The organism is Streptomyces sp. NPDC094143 (assembly GCF_040303825.1).
GTDB lineage: Bacteria > Actinomycetota > Actinomycetes > Streptomycetales > Streptomycetaceae > Streptomyces.
Map to the genome: position 1 here is coordinate 25,424 of NZ_JBEOTZ010000033.1, position 18,556 is coordinate 43,979.

The 18,556-nt window shown below is 73.1% G+C and carries 16 protein-coding genes and 1 pseudogene; 11 read left to right on the forward strand and 6 right to left on the reverse strand.

The window, feature by feature from the left end; all coding sequences use genetic code 11:
* Window positions 1–121: 121 nt before the first annotated feature.
* Window positions 122–1,021 carry an N-acetylglucosamine kinase gene (locus ABTZ58_RS31670; RefSeq protein ID WP_351364153.1) on the reverse strand — a complete coding sequence of 300 codons (900 nt, stop codon included), beginning with the start codon at window positions 1,019–1,021 and terminating at the stop codon, window positions 122–124.
* A 239-nt stretch (window positions 1,022–1,260) separates the two neighbouring features.
* Between ABTZ58_RS31670 and ABTZ58_RS31675 the strand changes: the two genes are divergently transcribed.
* From ABTZ58_RS31675 to ABTZ58_RS31695, 5 genes are all read left to right on the forward strand, one after another.
* Window positions 1,261–2,382: an ROK family protein gene (locus tag ABTZ58_RS31675; RefSeq protein WP_351364156.1), complete on the forward strand. Its 1,122-nt coding sequence runs from the start codon at window positions 1,261–1,263 to the stop codon at window positions 2,380–2,382.
* A 282-nt stretch (window positions 2,383–2,664) separates the two neighbouring features.
* The gene (locus ABTZ58_RS31680) at window positions 2,665–3,993 is read left to right on the forward strand and encodes an extracellular solute-binding protein (RefSeq protein WP_351364159.1); all 1,329 of its coding nucleotides are present in this window, start codon (window positions 2,665–2,667) and stop codon (window positions 3,991–3,993) included.
* 115 nt (window positions 3,994–4,108) lie between these two features.
* A complete protein-coding gene (locus tag ABTZ58_RS31685) occupies window positions 4,109–5,020 on the forward strand; it encodes a carbohydrate ABC transporter permease (RefSeq protein ID WP_351364162.1) in 912 nt (303 codons plus the stop codon).
* The gene (locus ABTZ58_RS31690; RefSeq protein WP_351364165.1) at window positions 5,017–5,919 is read left to right on the forward strand and encodes a carbohydrate ABC transporter permease; all 903 of its coding nucleotides are present in this window, start codon (window positions 5,017–5,019) and stop codon (window positions 5,917–5,919) included. The genes ABTZ58_RS31685 and ABTZ58_RS31690 overlap by 4 nt, the downstream gene beginning before the upstream one ends.
* A gap of 10 nt (window positions 5,920–5,929) precedes the next feature.
* Window positions 5,930–7,645 (forward strand): hypothetical protein, encoded by a 1,716-nt coding sequence (locus ABTZ58_RS31695; protein ID WP_351364168.1) that lies wholly within the window; start codon window positions 5,930–5,932, stop codon window positions 7,643–7,645.
* Window positions 7,646–7,661: 16 nt separating this feature from the next.
* Here the strand turns inward: ABTZ58_RS31695 and ABTZ58_RS31700 are convergent, their stop codons facing one another.
* Together ABTZ58_RS31700 and ABTZ58_RS31705 are read right to left on the reverse strand one after the other, a co-directional pair.
* Window positions 7,662–8,171 (reverse strand): GNAT family N-acetyltransferase, encoded by a 510-nt coding sequence (locus tag ABTZ58_RS31700; protein WP_351364171.1) that lies wholly within the window; start codon window positions 8,169–8,171, stop codon window positions 7,662–7,664.
* A gap of 39 nt (window positions 8,172–8,210) precedes the next feature.
* Window positions 8,211–8,855 (reverse strand): nucleoside/nucleotide kinase family protein, encoded by a 645-nt coding sequence (locus tag ABTZ58_RS31705; protein ID WP_351364173.1) that lies wholly within the window; start codon window positions 8,853–8,855, stop codon window positions 8,211–8,213.
* A gap of 110 nt (window positions 8,856–8,965) precedes the next feature.
* On the opposite strand from ABTZ58_RS31705, the gene ABTZ58_RS31710 reads away from it, so the two are divergent.
* The 5 genes and pseudogenes from ABTZ58_RS31710 (at window position 8,966) to ABTZ58_RS31730 (ending at window position 15,155) form a co-directional block, all read left to right on the forward strand.
* Window positions 8,966–9,703 (forward strand): HAD family hydrolase, encoded by a 738-nt coding sequence (locus tag ABTZ58_RS31710; RefSeq protein ID WP_351364176.1) that lies wholly within the window; start codon window positions 8,966–8,968, stop codon window positions 9,701–9,703.
* A complete protein-coding gene (locus ABTZ58_RS31715; protein ID WP_351364179.1) occupies window positions 9,700–12,054 on the forward strand; it encodes a glycoside hydrolase family 65 protein in 2,355 nt (784 codons plus the stop codon). The genes ABTZ58_RS31710 and ABTZ58_RS31715 overlap by 4 nt, the downstream gene beginning before the upstream one ends.
* 104 nt (window positions 12,055–12,158) lie before the next feature.
* Window positions 12,159–13,637, forward strand: a complete 1,479-nt coding sequence (locus tag ABTZ58_RS31720) for a glycosyltransferase family protein (protein WP_351364182.1) — start codon at window positions 12,159–12,161, stop codon at window positions 13,635–13,637.
* Between the two features lie 99 nt (window positions 13,638–13,736).
* Window positions 13,737–14,477: pseudogene (locus ABTZ58_RS31725) on the forward strand (proteasome subunit beta).
* Between the two features lie 186 nt (window positions 14,478–14,663).
* Window positions 14,664–15,155 (forward strand): DUF5709 domain-containing protein, encoded by a 492-nt coding sequence (locus ABTZ58_RS31730; protein WP_351364320.1) that lies wholly within the window; start codon window positions 14,664–14,666, stop codon window positions 15,153–15,155.
* Window positions 15,156–15,427: 272 nt separating this feature from the next.
* On the opposite strand, the gene ABTZ58_RS31735 is transcribed toward ABTZ58_RS31730, so the two are convergent.
* A complete protein-coding gene (locus tag ABTZ58_RS31735) occupies window positions 15,428–15,634 on the reverse strand; it encodes a hypothetical protein (protein ID WP_351364188.1) in 207 nt (68 codons plus the stop codon).
* A gap of 344 nt (window positions 15,635–15,978) precedes the next feature.
* Between ABTZ58_RS31735 and ABTZ58_RS31740 the strand changes: the two genes are divergently transcribed.
* Window positions 15,979–16,077, forward strand: coding sequence for a chaplin family protein (locus ABTZ58_RS31740; RefSeq protein WP_502996157.1), 99 nt, complete (start codon window positions 15,979–15,981; stop codon window positions 16,075–16,077).
* A 29-nt stretch (window positions 16,078–16,106) separates the two neighbouring features.
* Here the strand turns inward: ABTZ58_RS31740 and ABTZ58_RS31745 are convergent, their stop codons facing one another.
* Window positions 16,107–17,216 carry a PP2C family protein-serine/threonine phosphatase gene (locus ABTZ58_RS31745; protein ID WP_351364191.1) on the reverse strand — a complete coding sequence of 370 codons (1,110 nt, stop codon included), beginning with the start codon at window positions 17,214–17,216 and terminating at the stop codon, window positions 16,107–16,109.
* A gap of 67 nt (window positions 17,217–17,283) precedes the next feature.
* Complete coding sequence (locus ABTZ58_RS31750; protein WP_351364194.1) at window positions 17,284–18,480, reverse strand: glycoside hydrolase family 64 protein; 1,197 nt, start codon at window positions 18,478–18,480, stop codon at window positions 17,284–17,286.
* Window positions 18,481–18,556: the final 76 nt, after the last annotated feature.

Genomic DNA, 18,556 nt, shown 5'->3' on the forward strand with positions numbered 1-18,556 from the left:
GCCGACGGCGACTTCCGTGGGACCTGGTGCGTACGAGCGAAGATCTACGGCCGGGCCGTGACCCGGCGGGGAGGGATCGGCCACGGGCCGGGGGCCGGACGGTGAACGGCGCCCGCCCGGCTCACAGCAGCGATTGGGCCAGCGCGAGCGCGCCCCGCACCGGCGGCACCCGCAGGCGGTGCGCACGGGCCCCGGGCAGGGACTCGGCGAGGGCGGCGGTGAACGCCTCGTACAGCGCGGGCTGGGCCAGCACCGTGCCGCCCGCCACCACGACGTCGTCCACGGCGACACCGCGCGCGGCGAGCCGGACGACCAGGGCCGCGAGGGCCCGTCCGCCGTCGGCGATCACGGCCCGGGCGAGCGGCGAGCCCGCCTCGGCGGCCGTGAACACGACGTGACAGTGGCGTCCCCACTCGGCGGAGACGTCCGTGGCGGCCTCCAGGGCGGCGCCGAGCGCGGGCACCTCGGCCACACCGAACGCGGCGACCAGACCGCGCGCCAGCGCGTCGGGCTCCTCGCCCCGGTCGTGGGCCGCCCAGACGGCCCGGGCGGCCTCCCGGACGAGTCCGGCCGCGCCGCCCTCGTCGCCGAGCACCGCGCCCCAGCCGCCGACCTGTAGCGGACGGCCCTCGGGGGAGCGCCCCACCGCGACCGAACCGGTACCGGCGACCAGGCCGACGCCCCGGTCCAGCCCGGCGGCGGGCACGAGCAGCTCGGCGTCCCCCACGACCAGCGCGGGCACCCCCAGCCGTTCCTGGAGCGCCGCACGGATGCCCGCGCACTGGCGGGGCGTCTCACAGGCGTGCCCGCCCACGGCGACCGCGGACGGCCGGGCGTGGGCGGGCAGGGCGTCGTGGACCAGCGCGGCCAGCCAGTCCGCCGCGGCCGGGGCGTCGTGGGGGCGCCAGCCCGCACTGCTGCGGACACGGTCCACGACGGCGGTGCCGCCCGCGAGGGCGCGCAACTGCGTCTTGGTGCCGCCCACGTCGACACCGACCGCGTAAGGCGTGGAGTCCTGCACGGGGCCTCTTTCGTCATCGCGCGGTCACGGCGAGCGGCAGGCGAACCGCGCGTCGGACCAGGCAGTTGAAGAGGTAGGGAAGCCCCGGGACGGGCTTCTGCGGGGCACGGCAGGCGAGTACCGTGAAGTTCGTTAGGAAGTTAACTAACGAAGTAGGGTGCGTCAAGAGGCACGGAATTCCCGGTGCCGCGCCACCCTTGCGGCCGCCCTGCCCGGCCGCAGCACGACCTGGGGAGACCATGCACCTGAGTGAGAGTGCCCGTGTGGTGTTCGACGTACTGGCCGGGACGGGCACGGCCACCCGCCCCCAGCTGGCAGCCGGCGCGGGCCTTTCCAAGCCGACCGTCTCCGCCGCGGTCGCGGAGCTGGAGGCCGCCGGGCTCGCCGCCCACTCCGGGCGGGCCTCCGGCTCCACCGGCCGCAGCGCCGCCGTCTACCGGCTCGGCCCGGCCGCCGGCGCCGTGCTCGCCGTCGACCTCGGCCCCGCCGAGACCCGGGTGCGCGGCTGCGCCCTGGACGGCACCCTGCTCGCCGAGGGCACCGGATCCCGGTCCGAGGCGGCCGGCACCGTCTACGAGGTCCTCGACGCGCTGCCCGCCGGGGCCCCGCTGCGCGCCGTCGTCGTCGCGGTCGGCGACGTCCCCACGCGCGACGGGGAGGGCGCCGGGGAACGCCCCGCGACCGCCAAGGCCGGCCCCGTCTTCGACGCCATGGCCGTCGCGCTGCCCGAGGGCGTCCCGGTGCACCTGGAGAACAACGTCAACTGCGCCGCCCTCGCCGAACTGCACGAGGGCGCCGCCGTCGGCCGCGACACCTTCGGCTACCTGCGCATCGGCGTCGGCATCGGTCTCGCCGTCGTCATCGGCGGCCGGGTCCTGCGCGGCGCGAACGGCGCCGCCGGCGAGGTGGCCCGGCTGCCCTACCCCTGGGACGACGACCGTGCCCCGCGCCACGAGGGCCTGGAGCGGCGCATGGGCTCGCGCACCCTGCTGCGCCGGGCCGCCGAGGCCTGGCGGGAAGGTGACGGGCCCCGCCCGCGCACGGCGGTCCGGCTGCTCGCCCTTTCCGCACAGGGGCACGCCACGGCCCGTGCCGTGGTCGACGCGCACGCCGCCGACGTGGGCCGGCTCGCCGCCGCCGTCGCCGCCGTGCTCGACCCCGGGCTGATCGTGCTGGGCGGCGGCACCGGCGCGGATCCGCAGCTCCTGCCCGGGGTGCGGGCCGAGCTGGCCCGGCTCAGCTGGCCCACGGAGGTGGTCAGCAGCGTGGTGGGGGACACCGGCACGGTGGCGGGCGCGAGCAGGCTGGCCGTGGCCCATGGAATTCAAACCGTGACCGGAGCCGTGCGGGCGAGGCATTGACGGCTGCGGCATCGGTCTGCCAATGTCCGGACAAGCGCTTTCTAAGTCGGCCGGGACGCCGACTCCGGGTAAGCCTCCCGCTCGTACGCGAAGTACGGCAGCCGCACGAGGGCGTGCTTGTGCGACGCCGGCCGTCATGGCCGGGGACCCCACCCGTGAAGGCGACGTGGCCGGGCGAGGCCGCGTCCCCGGGAAGCCGCATTCGAAATCTCCTTGCACAATGCACCCGTGCCGCCTCGGCTGGCGCCGTGCTTCCTCCGCTACGAGAAAAAGGGATCGAAGATGATCAGTGTGGGTGTGCGGCGCTCCCGCCGGCTCGGCCGCGGCGGCGTACGCCGCGTGGTTCCCCTCGCTGCCGTGGCCACGGCAGGAGCCCTGCTGCTCTCCGCCTGCGGGTCGGGGTCCGGCTCGGGCGGCAGTGAGAAGTCGCTGACGTTCTGGATCTCCACGGTCCCGGGGCAGGACGCGGGCTGGAAGAAGATGGTGGCGCAGTACAAGAAGGAAGCCGGCGTCTCCGTCAAGCTCGTCAACATCCCCTACGACGGATACCCGGCGAAGCTGCACAACGCCGCGCAGGCGAACTCCCTGCCCGATGTGGCGGCCGTGCCGGCGCTGGACCCGATCTGGGCGAACAAGCTGATCGACCTCAGCTCCATCGCCAACGACAAGAGCTACAAGATCAACGCCAACTTCGTCGCCAAGGACCCGTCCGGGAAGGTGCTGTCCATCCCCTCGGACATCACCGCGTCCGGCCTGTTCGTCAACAAGTCGCTCTTCGAGAAGGCCGGCGTCGCCTTCCCGTCCTCACCCGAGAAGACCTGGACCTGGACGGAGTTCATCAAGGCCGCCGACAGGGTCCGGGACAAGACCGGCGCCAAGTACTCCCTCACGTTCGACCAGTCGCCGTCCCGGCTGCGCGCCATGGTCTACGAGCTCGGCGGGAAGTACGTGCACGCGGACTCCTCCGGCACGTTCTCCGTCGACGCCGCGACCCGGAAGGCCGTGAAGCGCTTCGTCGGCCTGAACGACGACAAGACCATGCCGAAGTCGGTGTGGACCAGCGGCGCCGACCCGTCGGCCATGTTCCAGAGCGGTGACGTGGTCGCCTACTGGTCCGGCGTCTGGCAGGTTCCCGCCTTCGCCGAGAGCATCAAGAAGTTCGAGTGGGCCAGCGTCCCCACCCCCGCCGAGCCGGTGCAGGCCAGCGACGTCAACAGCGGCGGCATGATGGTCGGCTTCGACAACAACGAGGCCGCGGCCGGCGCCGCGAAGAAGTTCATGTCCTGGCTGTACGAGCCGGACCACTACCGCGAGCTGTGCGAGGCGTCCGGGTTCCTGCCCGTGGAGAGCGGCCTGAACCCGAAGTACCCCTTCACGTCCGAGGCGGCACAGGCGGCGTTCAAGCTCTACAACGAGGAGATCCCGCTCTACGCGCCGATCTCCGGCTACTTCAACACCGCGCAGACGAACTGGGTGCTGAAGGGCAAGAGCCTGACCGAGGACCCGACCAAGACGGAACTCGGCAAGGCGATCAACGGCCAGCAGTCGGTCGACAAGGCCCTGGACAACATCGTGGCCGGTTACAACCAGCAGGTCGGCGGCGGATCGTGAGCCGGGGGCCGGGCGGCGGGTCACGGACCGGGCCGCCCGGCCCCTCGCGCCCACGGACGCCGGGCTCATGGCGTGAGCCCACCGGAACCCCTTCCACCAGCACGGAGTCAGCAAGATGACCAAACGCGCCTCGGACGTGTCCGCGAGCCCGCCCAGGAGACGCAGTCGCCACACCCTCGCGCCGCTCGTCCTCATCGCGGCCAATGTCGTGCTCTTCGCGCTGTTCTTCGTCTGGCCCGCGGTGATCGGGCTCGTCTACTCCTTCACGAACTACACCGGCGTGGGCGCGTTCCGGTTCATCGGACTGGACAACTACAGCAACCTCGTCGGCGACTCCACCTTCTACGACGCGCTGACCCGGACGCTGCTGTACACCGTGCTCTTCGTCCCGCTGAACTTCGTACTGTCGCTGCTGATCGCCAACACCCTGGTGAGCAAGCACGCCAAGGGCGTGTCGGTCGCCCGCGTCTTCTTCTTCATCCCGTGGCTGCTGTCGCCGATCGTCGTGGGTGTCCTGTGGCGGTGGCTGTTCGGTGAGAACTTCGGACTGGTCAACTACCTCATCGAGAAATTCGGCGGCAGCGCCGTTCCCTGGCAGTCCAACGCGGACCTGTCGCTGCTGGTGGTCGTGGTGGCGGCGTCCTGGGCCTGGACGGGCTTCTCCATGCTGCTGTTCATCGCGGCGATCAAGAACGTACCGGCCTCGTACTACGAGGCCGCCGCGCTCGACGGCGCAGGTCCGTGGCGTCAGTTCGTCAGCATCACCCTGCCGAGCATCGCGCCCACGTCCTTCATCGTGATCCTGCTCAACACGATCCACGCGATGAAGGAGTATCCGCTGTTCGCCTCCCTCAACAACGGCGGACCCGGAACGTCGAACAACCTGCTTGTGCAGTACATCTACCAGACCGGCTTCAAGTCGGGCCAGATCGGCTACGCGAGCGCCGCTTCCTTCGTGCTCATGCTCATCCTGATGGCCGTCGCGGTCATCCAGCTGATCGTCAACCGGCGGGTGGAGAACCGATGACAACCACAGACATGCCCCGCCCGGTCGACGCCGGGCCCGGACGGGCCGTTCCCGGGAGGCGGCGTCGTGGCCCGGCCGGCGGCACGTTCCGGCGCGCGGTGCCCGCGACGACACTGCTGTGGGTCCTGGCGGCCCTCTACGGGGTGCCGGTGCTGTGGTTCGTCCTCAGCTCCTTCAAGCCGGCGGGAGACCTGTTCTCCCTTCCGCTGACGCTGTTCCCGCACGACCCCACCGTGTCGGGGTACAAGGCGGCCTGGGAAAGCGCCAACTTCTCCCAGTACTTCATCAACACCACCGTCGTGTGCCTGATCGCGACGGTCCTCACGGTGGGAGTCAGCTGCTGCACCGGGTACGCGCTGGCCAAGTACGACAACAAGTGGCTCAAGGTGTTCTTCGTCTGCATCCTGGCCACCACGATGCTGCCGTCCGAGGTCATGCTCGCCCCGCAGTTCCTGGTCGTGCGCGACCTCGGCCTGTACAACTCGCTCGCCGGCATCATCCTCCCGGCCGTGCTCACCGCGACCGGCTGCTTCATGTTCCGCCAGTTCTTCCTGACCGTGCCCGAAGAACTCGTCGAGGCCGCCCGCATCGACGGCGCGCGAGAGCTGTCGATCTTCCTGAGGATCATGGTGCCGATCTCCCGGCCCATCATGCTGACGCTCGCCATCCTGTCGTTCCAGTGGCGGTGGAACGACTACATCTGGCCGCTGCTGATGCTCAACGACCCCGACAAGTTCACCGTGCAGATCGGCATCCAGAGCCTCGTCGGGGCACAGAACATCAACTGGTCGGTGCTGCTCGGCGGATCGGTCATCTCCATGGTCCCGCTGATCGTCGTCTTCCTGGTGTTCCAGCGGTACGTCATGAACGCCGACATCAACGCCGGACTGAAGGACTGAAGGACCGACCGTGCCCAGCCCGCTCGACCACGAGTTCGTCCGCGCGGCGGCCGCCGCCGCCGACCGGCTCGCCGCCCCGCTGGCGGCCCGCCCCGACGAGGAACCCGCCGGTGTGCCCCACCGCGCTCTGGCGCACCGGGTGAAGACCCTGCTCGCCGCGTACCGTTCACCGCACTCGGCACTGCACGGCAGCGGGCAGGCCGTCGCCGCCGCGATGACCCACCTCGGCGCCCTCCGGGCCGCGCAGACCACCACCGGCCTCTTCGCCGGCGGCGACAACGTGCAGTCGCCGCCCGACTCCGCGTTCACCGTCAACGACGTGTGCGACGCGCACGTCCTCGCCGCCGGCGGCGGTCCGCGACTGCGTGGCGTCACGGCCGCGCTCGCGGAGATCGCCGGGGCCGCCCGCGGAAGTCTCCTGACCGGTGGGGTGCACACCCCGAACCACCGCTGGGAGCTGAGCGCGGCGCTGGCCCGCCTGCACCGGTCGTTCCCCGACGACCGGCTGCTCGACCGCGTCGAGGAGTGGCTCGCCGAGGGTGTCGACATCGACGCGGAGGGCCTGTACTCGGAACGCAGCGCCAACTACGCGGCCCACGTGTCCAACCCCTCGCTGCTGGTGCTGGCCGACGTGCTCGGCCGCGCCGACCTGCTGGACGCCGTCGCACGCAATCTCGCCACGACCCTGGACCTCATCAGGCCGGACGGCACGGTGGAGACCGTCCACTCGCGACGACAGGACCAGAACCACCCGTTCCCGCTCGCGCCCTACCTGCCGCACTACCGGCTGCTCGCGATCCGCACCGGCCGGGGAGACTTCAGCCGGGCGGCGCGGCAGGCGGCCGCCGGCGGCATCGACGACCCCGGCCTGCTCGCCGAGACCCTCCTCACCCCGGACCTGTGCCGCGTCCTGCCGGCGCCGGACCCCCAGGCGCTGCCGCACGGCCGGTACCTCACCACCGCGCGCCTCGCCACACGCGCCTCCGCCACCGCGCACACCGTGGTGTACGGCGGCTCCGACGTGCCCGAGCACCGGCGCATCCGCTCGGGCCTCGCCTGCAACCCCACCTTCCTGCGCCTGTTCGCCGGCGACGCGGTCCTCGACGCGGTCCGCCTCGCACGGGGCTTCTTCGACCTGGGCCCGTTCCGCGCCGCCGGCGTGCAGCGCCTCGGCGACAGCCGCTACCGGCTCACCGAGACCGTCTCGGCCGCCTACTACCAGCCGCTCGCACCGGGCCGCCGACACGGTGACGGCGCCTACCGCATGGCGGACGAGGGCCGCTTCTCGGCCGCGATGGCCTTCCCCGACCGGCCCCGGGACGAGGTCTCCCACACGACCGGCGTCGAGGTGGACCTGCGCGAGGACGGCGCCGACCTGCGGATCGACATCGGCGGACCACGGGTGCCCTGGGCCCTGGAACTGACCTTCCGCCCGGGGGGCGTACCGGAGGGCGCCGTACCGATCGGCGACGGGCGCTGGTGCCTGACGACGGGGCCGATGACCTACCGGGCCGGTGACGACGAGATCCGGGTCGAGGCCGGTGTGGAGACGGGCGAACCGCTGGCCGGGCCGGACCGCGGCGACGTGCTGCGCTACGACCCGGGGCAGGACTACACCGTGGTGGGCGGCACCGATGCCACGACCGGGAACCGCGTCTACCTCGGCGGACTCGGCCCGCACACCCTGACCGTGGCACTGCGCGCCCGCCGGTCCGCACCGGCCTGACCTCGCCGGGCCGGGCTCACGCGCCGGGGGCCGGGTCCACCACCCGCGGCGCCTGGGCGGCGAGGGCCTGAAGGGACTCGCCGCTGAGCCGGCACACGGTCCACTCGTCGAGGAGTTCCACCCCGAGCGACTTGTAGAAGTCGATCGTGGGGGTGTTCCAGGCCAGGACCCACCATTCGAAGCGGTCGTAGCCGTTGCGCCGGCAGAGCGCTGCCAGGGCCGCCAGGAGGGCCTTGCCGTGGCCCGAGCCGCGCGCCTGCGGCCGTACGTAGAGGTCCTCCAGGTGCATGCCCCGGGTGCCGGTCCAGGTAGAGAACCGTGGGAACCACAGGGCGAAGCCCAGGATCGCGCCGCTGTCGTCGTCCTGGGCGATCAGGGCGTGGGCGGCCGGGTGTTCGCCGAACAGCGCCCCGCGCAGCTGCTCGTCGGTGGCCCGGGCCTGCTCCTCGGCCCGCTCGTAGGCGGCGAGTTCGCGGATCATCGCGCGGATCTCGGGAATGTCGTGGGGCGTCGCGGACCTGATCATGAGCACATCATGCCGGACGGGCCGGAACCCCCGGGCCGGTCACGCCCGGTCCGTCCGCACCACCACATCGGCCCGTCCCCGGGTCGCCGCGACCAGCTCCGCGTTGGGCTGGTCCGAGCGGGCCACCCACTCCTGTGCCTCCTGGCGGGTCTTGCCGAACCGCTCGTGCCGGGCGACCAGGCGGCGGACGCGTTCGGGCTCGGGGAGTTCGCAGAACCACACCTCGTCCAGCAGGGGGCGGACACGGGCCCAGGCGCCGGTGTCCAGGAGGAGGTAGTTGCCCTCGGTGACCACCAGACGGGCCGTCGGCGGGACCGGGATCGCGCCGGCGAGCGGCTGTTCCAGGACGCGTTCGAAGCCGGGCGCGTAGACCGTGTCACCGGCGTGCGCCTCCTCGCGCAGGCGCGCCAGCAGGGCCGCGTAGCCGGCCGCGTCGAACGTGCCCGGAGCGCCCTTGCGGTCGCGCAGGCCGAGGCGCTCCAGTTCGGCGTCGGCGAGGTGGAAGCCGTCCATGGGGACGTACGCGACCCAGGGCTCACCGGATCCGTTCAACTCCCGTACCAGGCGCTCGGCGAGCGTCGACTTGCCCGCGCCGGGACTGCCGGCGATGCCCAGGAGCGCACGCCGGCCCCCCTGCGGGAGGGCGCGGGCGCGCCGGACGAGGTCGTCGAAGGTGTGCGGCACAGGGGAGAGTGTGTCACCCGGGTTCCGGCGTCCGCACGGGGAGCCCCGCACCGTGCGCGTGTGGCGTGCGCCACTCACTGGAACATCGCCGGGAGGGGAACCGGTCCTGTATGACGCAGCTCGGTCTTCCCGACGACATCCACGCCTGCCTCTTCGACCTCGACGGCGTGGTCACCAAGACGGCCGTCGTGCACGCGGCCGCCTGGAAGGAGATGTTCGACGCCTTCCTGCGCGACCGCGACGGCGAGGACTTCCGGCCGTTCGAGGCGGCGGACTACGACGAGTACGTCGACGGCCGGCCGCGCGCCGACGGCGTGCGCACCTTCCTGGCCTCCCGCGGCATCGACCTGCCAGAGGGCGATCCGGACGACCCACCCGGCGCCGGGACGGTGCACGGCCTCGGCAACCGCAAGAACGACCTCGTGCTGGAGAAGATCCGCACCGACGGCGTCGAGGCGTACGAGGGCACGCTGCGTTATCTGGAGGCCGTCCGCGCCCGCGGCCTGCGCACCGCGATCGTCTCCTCCAGCGCCAACTGCCGGGACGTGCTGCGCTCGATCGGCGCGGAGCACTTCTTCGACGTGCGGATCGACGGCGTCGTCGCCGCCGAGCGCAAGCTGCCCGGCAAGCCGCACCCCGACACGTTCCTGGCGGCCGCCGAGGACCTCGGCGTCCGCCCGGCCGAGGCCGCCGTCTTCGAGGACGCGCTGGCCGGCATGGACGCGGGCCGCGCGGGCCGCTTCGGATACGTCGTCGGGGTCGACCGCGTCGGGCAGACCGACGCTCTGTACGCGCACGGCGCCGACATCGTGGTGAAGGACCTCGCCGAACTGGGAGGCACCGCGTGATAACCCAGCGGGCGTACGGCGTCGAACCCTGGGCCGTGCGCGAGAGCGAGCTCAACCTGGACGTGCTGGCCCAGAGCGAGTCCGTGTTCGCGCTGTCCAATGGCCACGTCGGCTGGCGCGGCAACCTCGACGAGGGCGAACCCCACGGCCTGCCCGGCTCGTACCTCAACGGCGTCCACGAACTGCACCCGCTGCCGTACGCCGAGGCCGGCTACGGCTACCCGGAGTCGGGGCAGACCGCGATCAACGTCACCAACGGCAAGGTGCTGCGCCTGCTCGTCGACGACGAGCCGTTCGACCTGCGCTACGGGCGGCTCGTCACCCACGAGCGGACCCTCGATCTGCGCCGGGGCGTGCTGGAGCGGGTCTGCGAGTGGACCTCCCCGGCCGGCTCGACCGTGCGGGTGCGCTCCACCCGGCTGGTCTCCCTCACCCAGCGGGCGATCGCCGCCGTGGCGTACGAGGTCGAGCCCGTCGACAGCCGCACCCGCGTGGTGGTCCAGTCGGAGCTCGTCGCCAACGAGAGCCTGCCCGAGCCGGACGGCGACCCGCGCGCGGCCCGGGCGCTGAAGTCGCCGCTGGAGCCGGAGGAGGACCTCGCCTCGGGCAGCCGGCTGCGCCTGGTCCACCGCACCCGCCGCAGCGGCTTGAGAGTCGCGGTCGCCGCCGACCACACCGTGACGGGCCCCGAGCGGACCACCACCAGCAGCGAGAGCAATGTCGACGTGGCCCGGCTGACCATCACCTCCGTCCTGGAGCCGGGGGAGCGGCTGCGGGTGGAGAAGCTGGTCGCGCACGGCTGGTCAAGCGCGCGGTCCCGGCCCGCGATGAGCGATCAGGTGGAGGCGGCCCTGGCGGCGGCCGCGCACAGCGGCTGGGAAGGGCTGCTGGCGGAGCAGAAGGCGTACCTGGACGACTTCTGGGCGCGCGCCGACGTCGAGGTCGACGGCGACGAGGAGATCCAGCAGGCCGTCCGCTTCGCCCTCTTCCACGTGCTGCAGGCCGGTGCCCGCGCCGAACAGCGCGCCATCCCCGCCAAGGGACTCACCGGCTCCGGCTACGACGGCCACGCCTTCTGGGACACCGAGGCCTTCGTCCTGCCCGTGCTGACCTACACCGAGCCGAAAGCCGCCGCCGAGGCGTTGCGCTGGCGCCTGGACACCCTGCCCGCCGCCCGCGAACGCGCGGCTCAACTCGGCCTGCGCGGCGCCGCGTTCCCCTGGCGCACCATCGAGGGCTCGGAGGGCTCCGCCTACTGGCCGGCCGGCACGGCGGCCTTCCACGTCAACGCCGACATCGCGGACGCCGTGGTGCGCCATGTCACCGTCACCGGCGACGAGACCTTCGAACGCGAGGTCGGCGTCGAACTGCTCGTGGAGACCGCCCGACTGTGGCGCTCCCTCGGCCACCACGACGACCGGGGCGTCTTCCACATCGACGGCGTCACCGGACCGGACGAGTACAGCGCGATCGCCGACGACAACACGTACACCAACCTCATGGCCCGGGCGAACCTGCTGGCCGCCGCCGACGCCTGCAAACGCCACCCCGACGAGGCCGCACGGCTCGGCGCCGACGAGGAGGAGACGGCCGCCTGGCGGGACGCCGCCGAGGCGATGCACGTCCCCTACGACGAGGAACTCGGCGTGCACGAACAGCACGCCGGCTTCACCCGCCACCAGCGCTGGGACTTCGCCCGGACCCGGCCGGAGCAGTACCCGCTGATGCTGCACTTCCCCTACTTCGACCTGTACCGCAAACAGGTGATCAAGCAGGCGGACCTCGTGCTGGCGATGTACACCTGCGGCAGCTTCTTCGAGGAGTACTACGACGAGGAGCAGATCGCCCGCAACTTCGCCTACTACGAGCCGCTGACCGTGCGGGACTCCTCCCTGTCCGCCTGCGTCCAGGCCGTCATGGCCGCCCAGGCCGGCCATCTCGACCTGGCCTGCGCCTACACGGCCGAGGCGGCGCTGATGGATCTGGGGGACCTGGAGCACAACACCCGCGACGGGCTGCACATCGCCTCGCTGGCCGGGACGTGGATGGCGCTGGTCGCCGGGTTCGGCGGCATGCGGTGCGTCGACGGCGGCCTGCGGTTCGCCCCGCGCCTGCCCGGGAGGTACCGCCGGCTGGCCTTCACGGTCCGGTTCCTCGGCCGGTCCCTGCGCGTGGAGCTGACCGCCGGCCAGGCCACCTACACCCTGCGCTCCGGACCGCCCCTGACCATCCGCCACCACGGCACCGAGCTGACCGTGAGCGAGGACGCCCCGGTGAGCCGGCCGGTCCCGCCGTCACCCCGGCGCCCGGCCCCCGAGCAGCCCCCGCACCGGGCCCCGCACACCCGCTGACCGCCCCGGCGCGTCAGGCACTTGGCCGTATTCCGCCCTGCACCCCCTCGGCCGGCGAGTTAGTTTGTCCGTGTTTGCCGACTTCACGGGGTAAGGGGCGGAACATGGGCGACGGCGCGGACGCCATCCTGGTGCGTATGCGACGGCGCGACCAGTCGCCGACGGCGGGCCCGGCCGGCGGGAAGCGCGGCGACCGGGCGCTGGCCGCGCTGGCCGCCGTCTTCACCCTCGCGCAGCTCGCCCTCGTACGGCCGGTGCTGGGCCTGGGCTGGGACGAGATCGTCTACGTCAGCCAGGTCACCTCCCACACCCCGGCGGCCTTCTTCAGCGCACCGCGCTCCCGGGGCGTCTCCCTGCTGGTCGCGCCCGTCGCGTCCTGGTCGGAGTCCGTCCCGCTCCTGCGCGTCTACCTCGCCGTGCTGTCGGGCCTGGCGCTCTTCGTGGCCCTGCGCGCCTGGCGCGGCCTGTTCCCGACCCGGGTCCTGGTCGTCGGCGGCGCCCTGTTCGCCTCCCTGTGGATGACCCTCTTCTACGGCCCACAGGCCATGCCCAACTACTGGGTCGCGATCGGCGCCCTGATCAGTGTGGGCTGCTTCCTGCGCGCCCGGCAGGAACGTTCCGCCCGGGCCTCGCTGTGGGGCGTCGCCGCGGGCGGTGTGCTCATGGCGCTGATGCGGCCCGGTGACGCGGTCTGGGTGGCCGTGCCGCTGCTGGTGCTCGCCCTGGCACGCCGTCACTGGCGCCTGCTGCTCGCCCTGTCGGCGGGGCTCGCGGCGGGCGCCCTCCCGTGGGTGGTCGAGGCGTGGGCCGCCCACGGCGGTCTGGCGCGGCGGCTCTCGGACGCCTCCCGCATCCAGGGCGGGCTCGGCTGGCAGTTCGCCGTGGACGACCAGCTGCGCAGCCTGGGCGGACGGGCCCTGTGCCGGCCGTGCACCGGGTCGGTGCCCCACCCGGTGGTCACCGTCTGGTGGCTCGCCCTGCCCGTCCTGGCCGGGTTCGGACTGGCCGTCGCGGCCCGGGCCCGCCGCCTGGAACGGACCCTGGTCCCACTGGCCTGCGCCGCCACGGCCGCCGTGCCCTATCTGTTCATGATCGGCTACGCCGCTCCCCGCTTCCTCCAGCCGGCCTACGCCCTGCTGGCGATCCCGGTCGCGGACGCCCTGTGGCACCTGGTCAGGAAACCGGGCGGCACCTGGCGGCCGGTCGCCGCCGCCCTGGTCGCGCTCGGCCTGGCCGGGCACCTGGCCGTGCAGCTCGCCGTCCTGGAAGGCGCCGTGTCCCGCAACACCGACAGCCGCCGCGACTGGGACCGCACGGCCGGCGCCCTGCACCGCCTCGGCGTCCGGCCGCCCTGTCTGCTCACCGGCCACGAGGCGATCCCCATCGGCTACTACACCGGCTGCTCCTCGGGCGCGACCTCCGGGCACAACGAGAACACCACCGTGCCGGAGATCCTGCGCACCGCCGGCCGGCTCCCGGTCGCCCACCTCGCACCCGCCGGCGGCACCCCGCCGGCGTACGCCCGCACCTGGCCCGTCCACCGCGTGTCGGACCTGGACGTCCGCGTCGCACCACGCCCCTGAGGCCGCACGCGCGTTTCCCGTCCAGCCGGTTCAGGCAGGACTCGGGTGACGGCCACGGACGAGGGGGAACGGCATGGCGCTGGGCGAGCACGAGGGCGGCTGGAGGAGGAGTTTCTCACTGCGGGCTCCTCGTCCTTCACGGAGTTCCTGGCGGCCCACCGCCCCGGTCTGCTCAGCACCCGTCGCCTCCTGCCGGACGGCGTCCGAGCCGAGGGCATCCCGCACGGCACGACCGTGCTGGCCCTGATCTACGACCGACGGCGTGCTCATCGCGGGGGACGCGGCGCGACGATGGGCAACCTGATCGCCCAGCGCGACCTGGAGAAGGTGCACCCCGCCGACGACCACACCGCCGTCGCCTTCGCGCCGATCCGTGGGGCTCGCCCTGGACCTGGTGAAGCCGTGATCCGCGGCAACCCGGGCCAGGCCATGCGGGGCCTCGCGGTCGTCCCGCTGCTCGCCGGCTACGACCCCGCGGCACCGGAGGGCGGGCGGGACCGCATCTTCGGCTTCGACGTCGCCGGCGGCCGCTACGAGAAGTTCGGCTTCCACGCCGAGGGGCCCGGATCGCCTCACGCCCGGGGCGCGTTGAAGAAGCTGTACCGTCCCGGCATGACCCGGCGCGAGGCATCCCTGGCCGCGCTCCAGGCGCTGTACGAGGCGGCCGACGACGACTCCGCCACCGGCGGCCCCGACCTCACCCGCCGCATCTACCCGGTCGTGTCCGTCATCACCGAGAACGGCTTCGAGCGGCTGGCCGAGCCCGAGACGGAGCAGCTCAGCCGCGAGATGGTCGAGCGGCGGCACGCCCGCTGGGACGGTCCGAACGCGGCGGTGTGACACCGGCCGGGGGCTCGGGCGCGTCGAGGAGAAGTGGTCCGCGTCTCCCGATCGCCGGCCGGGCAGAGCGGGATCCAGCCGTTCGCCGAGGTTAGAGCCCGCGTTACGGGAAACGCGGAACGGACAGCCGAGACGAACGAGTCGACGCAGCGCGACAGGGAGGCAGGAGTGATGGGCACGGAACCGATGCGCCCCGAACCGATGGCGGACGATGCGTACCAGCCCACCGGGACCAACGAGGAGCAGGAGGACGCCGCGCCGCTGGACCTGCAGGACGCCGTCGACGAGCGGACGTACGACGAAACCCTCGACGAGGGCTACTCCCCGCCGGAGAAGCCCCTCGGCGTCACCAAGCACGGCACCACCGCCGCCGAGCAGCACGAGGGCGAGACGCTCGACCAGCGGCTGTCCCAGGAGGTCCCCGACGTGTCCGCCGAGCCCCTCGGGGACGGAGTGGGTGACAGCCCCGACAGCGACGGCGAACCGGTGGACCCCGAGGCGGGCACCGCCCGGGCCGGCCGCCTGGTCGCCCCGGACGAGGGCGCCCACCCGGACACCACGAAGGAGACCGTCGCCACCGACGTCGGCATCGACGGCGGCGCGGCGGGCGCGGAGGAGGCCGCCATGCACGTGGTGGAGGACGACACCGTCCTGCCGGAGGACGACGGCAGGGTGTGAACCACCGGCGGCGACCGGTTGGCTCGACCACAGCCGAGGCCACCGCACCCGGCGCGCAAGCGTGGGGCGCGCGGTGGCCTCACCTGCGCGGCTCCAGGCCGCGTCCGCACAGTCCCTCCTGCCCCGCGGCGCCCGGCGCGCACTCTCGCCGCACCGGGCACGGTCCCGAGTACGGCCGGTGCGAGGGACCCTGGGTCCGGTACGCAGAGAGCACGCACCGGACGCCGCGGGGCCCGCCCTCCGGGCGGACGGGGGGACCGTGCGGACACGGCCTAAGGCAGCAGTTTCTCCAGCGCGGACGGTCCCTCCGCCGCCAGCTTGCGCCTGGCCCATTCGAGGTTGTGCGGCGTGAGGTCCTTGCCCGAGGCCAGGACGAGATCCTCCGGCGACACGTCGGTGCCGGTGCGGGCGTGGAGCAGGCGGTCCGGGGTGGTGCTGTCCTCGGGCGGCCGGGACGCGGAAGGCTGTGACGTCGACATGTTCTCTGCTCCTAGGGTCCGGATCGCTGGTGCGGCCCCGGTGCTGAAAGGCGGGTCCGTTATCACCATTCACCGCGGGAGCGCGGCGTGCATCCGGAGGGCGCGGCCCCGGCCTCCGCGGACGCCCCGCACCCCCTGCGGACGCCCACATGCCGCGCCGCCGATCTTCCGGTCACGGTGGAGACACGTGTCCGCGCGACTGACAGGAGCTTCTCCCTGCGCACACGTGTGACCGCCGCTGCCGGCCCGGCCTGCGCCGCCCTGTTCGCCTTCGCCGGTACGACGACGGCACCGTCGGTATCACCAACGAGAGCGGTGGCTTCCTCTCCGGCAACGTCGTCCAGATCCCGGCCGGCATCGACGCCGACGTCTGCGGCGACACGATCGACGTGATCGGGCTGCTCAACCCGGCGTTCGGCCATGATCGCGCGATCAAGGACTGACGTACCGCTCGTACGGCTTGCCGGCGGCGTCAGGGCCCGGGCCGCGGGCACGGCTCCAGCACCAGCATCGTCACGTCGTCCCGTACGTCCGGGCAGTGCCGCACGAGGTCGGACCACACCCGCTCGGCCAGGGCCGCCGGGTCCTCGGCGGTCAGGCCCGGCAGCCGCTCGGCCAGCGGGTAGAAGGCCCCATCCGCGTCCCTGGCCTCCGTGACGCCGTCGGACGCGAGGAAGAGCCGGTCACCGGCGCGCAGCCGCACCGAGACGACCCGGGGCGGGGCGGCCTCGGCGAGCCCCAGCCCGAGCGGTGTCCCGGGCTCGACATCCAGTTCGACGACGTGCCCGTCCCGTATCAGCAGCGGGCCGCACTGCCCGCACGCCACGATCCGCACCACCCGGGCGTCGGCGGAGAAGTCGAGCAGCACCGCCGTCGCGAACAGCTCGGCGTGCGGCTCGTCCGCCGAGTCCACCGCGAGCCTGCGGTCGAGCCGGGCCGCCACCGCTTCCGGGGCCGGCTGGTCCAGCACCGCCTCCCGGAAGGCCCCCAGCAGCGAGGCGACCGTGGCGACGGCCGACAGACCGTGCCCCTGGACGTCGCCCATGACCGCCCGGACGCCGTAGGGCCCCGCCCGTACGTCGAAGAAGTCGCCCCCGACCAGCGTCCCGCGCTGTGCCGCCCGGTACAGGCCCGCGCACTCCACCGGCCCGACCCGCCGCGGCAGCGGCGGCACCACGGCCCGCTGCGCGGCCTCGGCCACGGCCCGCTCGGTGACCAGTTGCTCGTCCCGCCGGCTGCGCACGTACGACAGCAGCACACTGAGCACCGACACGAAGCACACGGTCAGGACATCCGTGCTGCCGGGATCGTCCAGATTGAAGACCGGGACGGACAGCACGAGCACCGCCAGCGCCCCGAGCGCGGCCGTCGCCACCGGCCCGTGCGCCAGCACGGCCAGCGGCGGGATGGCGCCCAGCAGGAAGCCGATGTCGAGCGGCTCCGGACTGATCAGCTCCGCCAGGCACACACCCACCAGCAGCGCTGTCGGCAGCACCCGCGCCCACCCCGGGGGCGGGGCCCCGCGCAGCCAGCCGGGCCGGTCCCGGTCGGGGGCCGTACGGGACCGGCGCGTCACTTCCACACCACCACGCTGCAACGCCCGCCCGGCCACCGCACGCCGGGACCGCGCGGGCGCGGCCGTGATCCGGCTAGAAGGGCGTGAGCGTCAGCCGGAAGCCCGTGGGCGCCGTGTCCTGGATGTAGGAGGCGAAGTCGGCCACGTCGTCGAAGGCGAAGCCGTACGCCTTGCCGTCCTCGGCGGCGGCGTGCATGGCCTTGGCGTAGTGGTTGGTCAGCTCGCTCCGGTAGAAGGAGGCCGGGTCGGTCGTCGGCTGATTGGCGGAGGCCAGCAGCGTCGAGCGGTTGAACCCGGCCCCCAGGATCGCGGCGACCGGGCCGGTCGTGCCGTCGTTGGGGGCGGCGAGGGCGCCGTCGCAGAACAGCACGTCCCGCGTGGACGGCTTGCCGAAGGAGACCTCGGCGGGCCCGGTGAAGGTGAACCGCTCGCCGCGCACCCGGCCGGTGAACGTTCCGGCGTTGGTGGTCACCTTCAGGTCCCGGCCGGTGTACGTGCTCCACACCTCGTCGATGGCGGGCGCGAAGTAGTCCTTGGCGAACAGCCCGGCGTCCAGGCCGTGGCCGGGGGCGATGATCCGCGTGTCGTCGACCACCAGCCGGGCGAACTCCGGGACCTCCCGGACGGCGGCGAACGCGGCCGCCCGGCCGCCCTCGCGCAGCCGGCCCGTCGTCTGGTCCTTCGCGCCGGTCAGCCGGATGCTCATCGGCACGCTGAACATGTCGACCATCGTGGTGTTGCAGAACATGCCCGCGGAGTTGTACGTGAACTCGGCGCAGTCGTGCAGCACCCCGTAGTTGGGGTCCGAGGACACCCAGCCGGCCGGATACTGCAGGGCCGGGTTGCCGGCGCCGTCGGTGACGACCTTGAACTTCAGCTTCGCGCCCAGCGACACGTAGATCCGGCCCGACATGTACGGCAGGGACAGCCGGGTCTCGCCGCTGCCGGCCAGTGGGATCGCGTAGTCGGTGAAGCCGTCGGGGCCGTTGTCCGACAGGGCCACCGGGGCGAGGGTGCCGTCGGGGCGCAGCCGCACCTGACGGCCGTCGGCGTTGCCCACGACGTAGACGTGGACGCTCTCGTTGCCGAACGAGCCGCTGTCGTTGACGAGCGTCACGGGCAGGGCCGCCGCCGCCTTCGGCGAGTCCGGCGTGGTCTCCGCGAGGGCGTGGGGGGCCAGCGCCGCGACCGCCGGAGCGGCGACCACGGCACCGCCGAGACCGGCGAGGAGCGTACGGCGGGCGACGGGACGCTGATGACGAGGAGTCATGTGGGGGTCTCCTGTTGTGCGGGGTGGGGAGATCGGATGAGAGCGCTCTCATGCCGACCGCCTGGGATGTTACGGA

Bases quoted from the DNA above. Each gene is read 5' to 3' on its own strand.
- ABTZ58_RS31675 (WP_351364156.1), top strand. From the start codon at position 1,261: ATGCACCTGAGTGAGAGTGCCCGTGTGGTGTTCGACGTACTGGCCGGG.
- ABTZ58_RS31680 (WP_351364159.1), top strand. From the start codon at position 2,665: ATGATCAGTGTGGGTGTGCGGCGCTCCCGCCGGCTCGGCCGCGGCGGC.
- ABTZ58_RS31685 (WP_351364162.1), top strand. From the start codon at position 4,109: ATGACCAAACGCGCCTCGGACGTGTCCGCGAGCCCGCCCAGGAGACGC.
- ABTZ58_RS31690 (WP_351364165.1), top strand. From the start codon at position 5,017: ATGACAACCACAGACATGCCCCGCCCGGTCGACGCCGGGCCCGGACGG.
- ABTZ58_RS31700 (WP_351364171.1), bottom strand. From the start codon at position 8,171: ATGATCAGGTCCGCGACGCCCCACGACATTCCCGAGATCCGCGCGATG.
- ABTZ58_RS31710 (WP_351364176.1), top strand. From the start codon at position 8,966: ATGACGCAGCTCGGTCTTCCCGACGACATCCACGCCTGCCTCTTCGAC.
- ABTZ58_RS31720 (WP_351364182.1), top strand. From the start codon at position 12,159: ATGGGCGACGGCGCGGACGCCATCCTGGTGCGTATGCGACGGCGCGAC.
- ABTZ58_RS31730 (WP_351364320.1), top strand. From the start codon at position 14,664: ATGCGCCCCGAACCGATGGCGGACGATGCGTACCAGCCCACCGGGACC.
- ABTZ58_RS31735 (WP_351364188.1), bottom strand. From the start codon at position 15,634: ATGTCGACGTCACAGCCTTCCGCGTCCCGGCCGCCCGAGGACAGCACC.
- ABTZ58_RS31750 (WP_351364194.1), bottom strand. From the start codon at position 18,480: ATGACTCCTCGTCATCAGCGTCCCGTCGCCCGCCGTACGCTCCTCGCC.